9 protein-coding genes are annotated in these 8006 nt (G+C 72.2%); all 9 read right to left on the bottom strand.

Annotated elements, in window-relative coordinates; translation table 11 throughout:
• Window positions 1-290 precede the first annotated feature (290 nt).
• The gene (rseP, locus tag VFZ20_RS20140) at window positions 291-1631 is read right to left on the bottom strand and encodes an RIP metalloprotease RseP (protein WP_329685733.1); all 1341 of its coding nucleotides are present in this window, start codon (window positions 1629-1631) and stop codon (window positions 291-293) included.
• On the bottom strand, window positions 1631-2779 hold the full coding sequence (gene dxr, locus VFZ20_RS20135; protein ID WP_329685732.1) for a 1-deoxy-D-xylulose-5-phosphate reductoisomerase: 1149 nt from the start codon (window positions 2777-2779) through the stop codon (window positions 1631-1633). The genes rseP and dxr overlap by 1 nt, the downstream gene beginning before the upstream one ends.
• A gap of 4 nt (window positions 2780-2783) precedes the next feature.
• Entirely contained in the window at window positions 2784-3641 is an 858-nt protein-coding gene (locus VFZ20_RS20130; protein WP_329685731.1) for a phosphatidate cytidylyltransferase, read from the bottom strand.
• A gap of 11 nt (window positions 3642-3652) precedes the next feature.
• A complete protein-coding gene (locus VFZ20_RS20125; RefSeq protein WP_329685730.1) occupies window positions 3653-4399 on the bottom strand; it encodes an isoprenyl transferase in 747 nt (248 codons plus the stop codon).
• A gap of 407 nt (window positions 4400-4806) precedes the next feature.
• Window positions 4807-5295: a hypothetical protein gene (locus tag VFZ20_RS20120; RefSeq protein ID WP_329685729.1), complete on the bottom strand. Its 489-nt coding sequence runs from the start codon at window positions 5293-5295 to the stop codon at window positions 4807-4809.
• A gap of 26 nt (window positions 5296-5321) precedes the next feature.
• A complete protein-coding gene (locus tag VFZ20_RS20115; protein ID WP_329685728.1) occupies window positions 5322-5639 on the bottom strand; it encodes a hypothetical protein in 318 nt (105 codons plus the stop codon).
• A 14-nt stretch (window positions 5640-5653) separates the two neighbouring features.
• Window positions 5654-6463 (bottom strand): D-hexose-6-phosphate mutarotase, encoded by an 810-nt coding sequence (locus tag VFZ20_RS20110; RefSeq protein WP_329685727.1) that lies wholly within the window; start codon window positions 6461-6463, stop codon window positions 5654-5656.
• 420 nt (window positions 6464-6883) lie between these two features.
• Entirely contained in the window at window positions 6884-7306 is a 423-nt protein-coding gene (locus VFZ20_RS20105) for a DUF3574 domain-containing protein (RefSeq protein WP_329685726.1), read from the bottom strand.
• A gap of 11 nt (window positions 7307-7317) precedes the next feature.
• A partial coding sequence (locus tag VFZ20_RS20100; RefSeq protein ID WP_329685725.1) for a S41 family peptidase occupies window positions 7318-8006 on the bottom strand: 689 nt, incomplete at its 5' end.

Genomic DNA, 8006 nt, shown 5'->3' with positions numbered 1-8006 from the left:
ACGAACAAGCAGACGCTCGATCTGTTCGAGTTCCGTCCGATTCATCGCCTGTCTCGCCTGTCGAATTTGGGATTGGGGGGCCGGCACGATGATCCATCGAATAAGGCCTTCCCGCGGCGGGGGACGCGCCGGACGAACATCCGTTCACCGGCGCGGCGCGGAACAGCCTGGAAATGTACCACGTTGAGGGCTTTTTGTTCAACCCTCGGAGCGTTCGGGAACGATGAGGAGAGGTGTGCTCCGCGCACGGGGAGCAGCCGGGGTCCCGCGGGCGCGGGACCCCGCGTCCGTCAGCCGCCGAAGTAGCGCTGGAAGAGACGCACCACGTCGTTGCCGTTGGCCCACAGCATCAGGCCCACGACAATGATGAGCCCCACGTGCGACAGGCGGATGCGCGACTCCACCGACAGCGGCCGGCCGCGCACGGCCTCGATGGCCAGGAACATCAGGTGCCCGCCGTCCAGGATGGGGATGGGCAGCAGGTTGAGCACGGCCAGGTTCACGGACAGGAACGCCAGGAACCACAAAAAGGTGGCCGGCCCCTGCTGGGCGCTCTCGCCCGACGCCTCGCCGATGGCCAGCAGGCCGCCCAGGTTGCGCGGCGACAGCGCACCCGTGAACAGGTCCCGCAGCGTGACCATGAGCGTCTTGATCATCCGCCCCGTCTCGGCGGTGCCGTACGACAGCGCCTCGCCAAAGCCCAGCGTGCGGTAGGCCGTCTGGGGCAGTCCCGCCGCGCCGATCTTGCCCACCGTCTTGTCCTGCTCCTTCTCGGCGCGGGGCGTGAGCGTGACCTCGCGCCGCGTGCCGTTGCGCTCCACGACGACGGCCAGGGGCTTGCCGGGGCTGGCCCGCACCCGCTCCACCGCCTCGGGCCAGGTGCGGATGGGCTGCCGGTCGATGCTCACGATGCTGTCGCCCGCCCGCAGCCCCGCGTCCGCCGCGGGCTGGTCGGGATTGAGCTGCCCCAGCACGGGCGCCGAGAGGGGCTGCAGGGCCCCCACCACGCTGTCGCGGCTGCCGCCCGGCGCGGGCAGCTGCAGCGTCACGACGGGCCGGCCCTCCAGCCCCAGGGCCACGGGGCCCGCCGGGGCCGCCAGAAGGGCGTCCTGGATCTCGTTGTAGTTGGCCACGGGGCGGCCGCCCACGGAGACGACCCGCGCCCCCAGGGGCACCTGCGCCACCTGCGCCGTGGAGCCGCCCAGCGTGGTGATGGGCGCCAGCCGGGTCTCGCTGATGTAGGGCTCGCCCTGCGCGAACGCCAGGACGATGTTGGCCAGCAGGGCGAACAGCAGGTTCATGATCACGCCCGCCGAGATCACCCAGGCGCGGGCCCACAGGGGCTTGGCGTCGAACGTCCGCGACGGGTCCACGGGGGGCGCCTGCTCGCCGCCCTCCAGCACCTCCATGGCCTCGTCGTCCTCCATCCCCGCCATCTTCACGTAGCCGCCCAGGGGGATGGCGGAGATGACGAACTCCGTCTCCCCCCAGTGAAAGCCGGCCACGCGAGGGCCCAGCCCCAGCGAAAAGCGCGGCGCGGCGATGCCCACGGACTTCGCGGCGAACAGGTGCCCGAACTCGTGGATCAGGATCAGGACCGAGAGGGCGACGACGGTCGCCAGGATGGACATCAGCACGGGGCCAGCCGGGTCAGGTAGGTATGCGCGGCGCGCCGGGCCCAGGCGTCGGCCTCGCGCACGTCGTCCAGCGTGCGCACGGGGCCGCCGGGCCAGCGCTCCAGGGCGTCGGCGATGGAATCGGCAATGCCGCCAAAGGGGATGCGACCCGCCAGGAACTCCGCCACCGCCACCTCGTTGGCCGCGTTGAACACCGCGGGGGTCGTGCCGCCGTGCAGGCCGGCCCGCACGCCCAGGGCAAACGCGGGAAAGCAGTCGTCCCGCACGGGCTCGAACGTGAGCGTGCCCGCCGCCACGGGATCAAAGCGGCGGCTGTCGTACGGCAGCCGCTCGGGGTACGCCAGGGCGTAGAGGACGGGCAGCTCCATCGTGGGAAAGCCCATCTGCGCCAGGACCGATCCGTCCACCGTCTCCACCATGGAGTGGATGATGGACTGCGGGTGCACCACCGCCTCGATGCGCGCGTACGGCACGCCGAACAGGAAGTGCGCCTCGATCACCTCCAGCGCCTTGTTGGCCAGCGTGGCGCTGTCGATGGTGATCTTGGACCCCATGTCCCACGTGGGGTGCCGCAGGGCGTCCGCCGCCGTCGCCGAGCTGATGAGCTCCGGGGCCCAGCAGCGGAACGGCCCGCCCGACGCCGTCAGGATCAGCCGCCGCACCTCGCCGGGCCTGGATCCCGCCAGGCACTGGAAGATGGCGCTGTGCTCGCTGTCCACGGGGATGAGCTCGCCCCCGCCCCGCTCCGCTGCCTGCAGCACCAGCGGCCCGCCGCAGACGAGCGACTCCTTGTTGGCCAGCGCCACGCGCTTGCCGGCTTCCAGCGCCGCCAGCGTGGGCTCCAGCCCCGCGGCGCCCACGAGCGCGTTGACGACGATGTCGGCGTCGGGGTGCGTGGCGGCCTCCAGGAGCGCCTCGCGGCCGGACGCCCACCGCGTGGGGCCGCCGGCGTCCGCCGGCACTTCGGCGTCGGAAAGGACGGCGAGCGACGGGCGGTGGCGGGCCACCAGCCCGCGGAGGGCGTCCGCGCTGCGGTGGGCCGTGAGGGCCACGGCGCGAAAGCGGTCCGGGTGCTGGGCCAGCACGGCCAGCGCGCTGGCGCCGATGCTGCCCGTGGCGCCCAGGATGGCGACGCCCTTCATCGTCCTACCACTGCCCCACGAAGAGCGTAAAGAAGGCGTACCCCAGGGGCAGGGTAAACAGCAGCGAGTCAAAGCGGTCCAGCGCCCCCCCGTGCCCCGGCAGCAGCGTCCCCGAGTCCTTCACGCCCACGTCGCGCTTCCACAGGGACTCGGCCAGGTCGCCCGCCTGCGCGGCCACGGACACCAGGAGCCCGAAGAAGGCCCCCTCGGCCACCGTGGGCACGTAGGTGTTGAACCGCTCCATGAAGAGTGAATATGCCGCGCCGGCCAGCAGGGTTCCCACGACGGCGCTCAGGGCGCCTTCCACGGTCTTCCCGGGGCTGACCTTGGGGATCAGCTTGTGGCGGCCCAGCGCCCGCCCCCCGAAGTAGGCGAACGTGTCGCTCACCCACGTCAGCAGCACGGGGGCCAGGAGGATGGCGGAGGCGTGCAGCGGGTCGCGCACGCCGGGTAGGTGGCGCAGGAACAGGCCAAAGCCCAGCAGGGCCGCGTACCCCGCGCCGAAGACCGTGACGGCCACGGAGAGCAGGGGCTCGCCCTCCACGCCCCGCGCCCAGATGGCGGCCGCGGCCACCACGACGGTGAGCAGGAGGAGCGTCCACGCCGGCACAGGCGACGACAGCCCGGCCGTGGGCGTGATACCCATCGCCAGGACGACGAGCGCCGCGCCGGCCATGCCGGGGACCTCCAACGGGCGGGGGCCCTTTCGGGCGGCCATGCGGTACGTCTCGCGGGCCGTGAGGGCCGCGCAGAGCGCCAGCAGGGCGGCCAGGAACCATCCACCGAGGTAGATGGCGCCCAGGGCCAGGATCACACCGGGAATCGCGACGAGGACGCGGGTGCGCGTCTCGGATGCCGCCACGGGAGGGCCCTTCAGCTGGCCAGCACGCGGCCGAACCGCCGCTCGCGCTGCTGGAAGTCGAGGATGGCGCGGAACAGGTGCTCGCGGCCAAAGTCCGGCCACAGCACGGGCGACACGTACATCTCCGTGTACGCCAGCTGCCACAGCATGAAGTTGCTGATGCGCATCTCGCCGGAGGTGCGGATGAGCAGGTCGGGGTCCGGCACGTCGGCAAAGTACAGCTGCTCGGCGAACAGCTCCTCGTCGATCTCCCCGGGCATGAGCGTGCCCTCGCGGACGCGCTCGGCCAGCCGCCGGGCGGCCGTGACGATCTCGTCGCGGGCGCCGTAGCTGATGGCCAGGTTCAGCCGCATCTTGGGCCCGCCGCGCGTGTGGTCCACGATGGACTGGATGGCGGCGCGGGTGCGGGGCCCCAGGCGGTGCAGGTCGCCCACGGCGCGCACCTCGATCCCCTTTTCCTTGAGCTCCTTGCGCTCGCGGCGCACGTACAGCTCCAGCAGCGCCATGAGCGCCGACACCTCGCCCTGGGGGCGCTGCCAGTTCTCGGAGCTGAAGGCAAAGAGGGTGAGCACCTCCACGCCGGCGTCGCCGGCGGCTTCGACGGCGGCGCGCACGGACGTCATCCCGGCGCGGTGGCCAAACTCGCGCGGACGCCCGCGCTCGCGCGCCCACCGCCCGTTGCCATCCATGATGATGGCCACGTGCCGCGGGATCGTCCCGTTCAGCCGGATCTGATGAAGGAGCTGCTCAGAAGACATTCCGGTAAGATGGACGCGCGGCAGAGGTTTGTCAAAGCAAGTGCTTTAGCACCCGGCTCCCCATCGCAGCATCCGGGCCGGACGCTCCGACGGTCTTCGCGCGGCGCGGCGGCTTGCTTCGGCGGGCGGAGGAAGGGCGTTTTCCCACACGGAGCCGCGGCGGGCGCGGAGAGCGACAGCGGCGCCCCCGCGTGAGGATTCGATTAGCGCGCCGCGAATCCGATTACAGCGGATTTCCTGGATCCGGAGTCGTTTCTCACCCGTGCTGTCATTCCGGGTCGGCCGGCGCCGGCTGGGACTGTCCTTCGTACCCTATCAGGCGCCGGCCGAATGACAGCATGGGCGAGAAACAACTTCAAACCCATCCCGGATCGCGCCTTCATCCACGCCCGACCAGGGGCGCTGACTCACTCCTGCGGGGCAGGCGGCGCGGCGGGCGTGACGGGGGCGACGGACTCGTCTTCCAGGCGAATGCGCAGGGCGCCGTCCTGGCGGACGAGGAGCGCCGTGTAGCGAAAGCGCATGGGCAGCTCGCCCGCGCGCAGCGTCCAGAAGAAGTGGCCGTTGACGACGACGGCGTCCGGCCCCGCGGGCTCGAACACCAGGTTCATCCACTCGAACGCCGCCGGCGGCTGCCAGCGCGTGCGGTACTGCTCCCGCAGCTGTTCCCACGGCACCAGCTGGCGCTCGGCGTTGAACATGAAGTGCACGCCGCGCCGGTCGTAGCGGTCCGCGATGGCCTCGCGGCTGGCGGCCGCCAGGTCGCGCCCGTACGCGTCCATGAACGCGCTCGCCTCGGCGATGAGCACGCTGTCCGCGGCCTGCGCGGCGGCGGGGACGGCGGCCAGGGCCACCAGCAGCACGAGGGGCGCGAGCGTTCCGGAGAGAAAGGGCATGTCGGACCGGGTGTGGTGGGGAGGGGTCAGGTAACCCGCAGGAGGAGGGCGGCGCCCCCGAGAACGACGAGGGTCAGCAGGATGGCCTTCCCCGCCCGGGGCCGCACGCGCCGTTCGCGGACGAGGGCGGCTTCGTCCAGGTAGTAGCGTCCGGGGCTCGCCCGGACGATGACGCCGCGCCGCAGCAGCGAATCAAACTGCGCGTCGCGGGCCGGCTCGTCCAGTGCGATGGGGATCGCGCGGCGCGGCGAGCGGACGGGTGCGGCGCGGGGCGGGCGCAGCAGCGTTTGCTGCGCCGCGGCCAGCATGGCCGTGAGGATGAACAGGGCGGACGGGACGGCCATGGAATTCCTCCGCGTCAGGACGCGATCTCCAGCACCTGCGCGCCTTCCCACGTCTCGCCCTCGGCGAGGGTGACGGGGGCGGCGGCCTGCGCAGCCTCCACGCAGAGCATCTCCCGCTCCTCGCCGGCCTCCATGTCGGGGAACGCGGCCGCCTTGTCCGCGCCGGGGTTCCAGATCACGGCGTCCGCGAATCCCTCCGAATGGACGACGATCGTCCGCCCGCCGGCCTCGTCGCGGACGCGCAGCTCGCGGGGCGCGTCGACGTACACGCGGTCGATCTCGCCGGGGATGCGGAGCGGATCCGCATCCTCCGTGAACGTCCCGCCGTCGCGCAGCTTGTCGCGGTAGCTCAGCCCGCGCAGCCCCGCCACGCTCGCCTGCCCCACGTCCGCCACGCGCAGGTAGGTGTGCAGGGCGGACGTGAACGAGAACGGCTCGGAATCCACGTTCCGGATGGAGAGGTGGATGGCGAGCCGCCGCTCCTCCAGCTCCACCGCGAGCTCGGCGGCGAAGCGGTGGGGCCAGATGGCGCGCGTGAACATGCTGTAGCGCAGGCGAAAGACGACGCGCGTGTCCGACGTTTCCACCGCGTCCCACTGCTCCGTGCGCGCGAAGCCGTGCTTGGGCAGCGGGCCCTGCTCGGCGAACTGGGGGAAGATGACGGGCACGCCGCCGCGGATGGCCCTCCCCGGGGTAAAGCGCGAGGCGCGGCTCAGGAACAGCGCCTCGCCGCCGCCGGCCGGGATCCACGACGTCACGTGCGCCCCGTTCCGGCGCACCTCCGCCGACGCACCCGACGGGTGCACGAGCCGGATCACTTCCATCCTCTGCTCCTCGCTTGGTTGTGTTCTGCCGTCGCGCGTTCTCGCCCGAACTGCCGGCCCGGATCGCACGCCGCGTCATCCCGGGGAGACGCCGCGCAAGTCTTTCGCCCGTCTGCTTTCATGGCGCGACGGAAGATCAGGCACCGCCCGGAAGCAGCGTCCATGCACGGGAGCGGCCGCAGAGGATCGCACACAAGATCCTTCGGTCGCGCCCAGAGTCCTGCGCCCGGCGAGTTGCGCGCGGGCGCTTCCCTCAGGATGACGCAGTGGCGCGGTGAGCGGTTTTCAGCAATGCGTCGTATCGATCCGAACGCTCGTGCACGAAGGCAGCCTCCGCGTGAGCGCCCCCTCCGCTCGCCCAGGCTCGCACCTCCCCCCAAAAACCCTGGGGGAGGTTGAACAACAACGTGCGGATGCGGATCAGTCGTGGAACTCGACCTGCGCCGGGGTGCGGACGCGCATCACGGATTTCTGCCGGAAGCGGCGCTTGTACTCCGCCGCGATCTCCTCGAGCGCGGCATCCACCGCGGCGGCGTCGGCGTGGTAGATCTCCAGGACGAAGCTGGATTCCCGGACGATGACGCCGGCCGGGTCGCGCCACTGCCCTTCCCCGCGCAGCACCGTGAGCCCGTCGGGAAAGCGCGGCGTCACCACCTCCGCCAGGAACGCCGTCCACGCCGAATCCGACACGGTGCCGCCACCCGGGATCGTCCGACCAAGGTACAGCCGGTCCGCCATCCACGCCTCCACCGCCGGCGCGGACGACGGTGGATGGGCGCGGACGGCGGGCGCGCAGGCACCCAGCGCCAGCGCGAGGGCCAGGCACGCGCCCCGGATCCGCATCCGCCGCGGCGTCACGGCCGCGACGCCGCGCGCGAGACGAGCTCCACGGCCCGCTCCAGCAGCTCGTCGCGGCCGGCCGCCACGCCGGCGCGCGTGCGCTCCAGCGGCACCGTGGGCGCGATGCCCACGCCGTGGTGCCGCGAGCCGTCGTGCTTGAGGACGCGCATGCCCGTCCATCCCACGCCGTAGCCGCCGGGCAGCGTCAGCGGGTTCACGTTGCCGTTGGTCCCCGCCGTCGCCCCGCCGACGATCTCGCCCAGGCGGTACGCCTCCACGATCCCCATCACCGACTCCGCGTAGCTGATGGCGCGCCCGTCCGTGATGAACACGCGCGGCGCGGCCAGGTACGGCGCCGCCGGCCGCAGGTCCCACCCCGGGCGCTGCTCGTAGCGCAGGTCCGCGCGGTCCGGACGGGTGGTCACGGGGATGTGCCACTGCGCGCTCGTGACCGGCTCGCGGACCAGGTGCCCAAAGAAGGTGGCGGCGTTGAGCCCCGATGGATAGCCCCGCATGTCGAAGACGATGCCAGACGCGCGCTCCAGGTCCGGCAGCGCGGCCTGGAACGCCTGCGTCGTCAGGCGCGTCATGTCCACGTACCAGATCCCGGGGCGCAGCTGCGTCACCGGCTCCGGCCGGGGCTCCGTCATGGGCGTCCGCGGCTCCAGCCGGCGCAGGGTGACAGTCGCCGTGTCGCCGCCCA

Origin of the sequence: Longimicrobium sp., assembly GCF_036280135.1 — a bacterium.
GTDB lineage: Bacteria > Gemmatimonadota > Gemmatimonadetes > Longimicrobiales > Longimicrobiaceae > Longimicrobium.
The sequence above is the reverse complement of the archived record's forward strand: the minus strand, read 5'-3'. Positions and strand labels throughout refer to the sequence as shown.

Coding starts and splice junctions, on each gene's coding strand:
- rseP (WP_329685733.1), bottom strand. CDS start 1,631: ATGTCCATCCTGGCGACCGTCGTCGCCCTCTCGGTCCTGATCCTGATC.
- dxr (WP_329685732.1), bottom strand. CDS start 2,779: ATGAAGGGCGTCGCCATCCTGGGCGCCACGGGCAGCATCGGCGCCAGC.
- VFZ20_RS20125 (WP_329685730.1), bottom strand. CDS start 4,399: ATGTCTTCTGAGCAGCTCCTTCATCAGATCCGGCTGAACGGGACGATC.
- VFZ20_RS20120 (WP_329685729.1), bottom strand. CDS start 5,295: ATGCCCTTTCTCTCCGGAACGCTCGCGCCCCTCGTGCTGCTGGTGGCC.
- VFZ20_RS20115 (WP_329685728.1), bottom strand. CDS start 5,639: ATGGCCGTCCCGTCCGCCCTGTTCATCCTCACGGCCATGCTGGCCGCG.
- VFZ20_RS20110 (WP_329685727.1), bottom strand. CDS start 6,463: ATGGAAGTGATCCGGCTCGTGCACCCGTCGGGTGCGTCGGCGGAGGTG.
- VFZ20_RS20105 (WP_329685726.1), bottom strand. CDS start 7,306: ATGCGGATCCGGGGCGCGTGCCTGGCCCTCGCGCTGGCGCTGGGTGCC.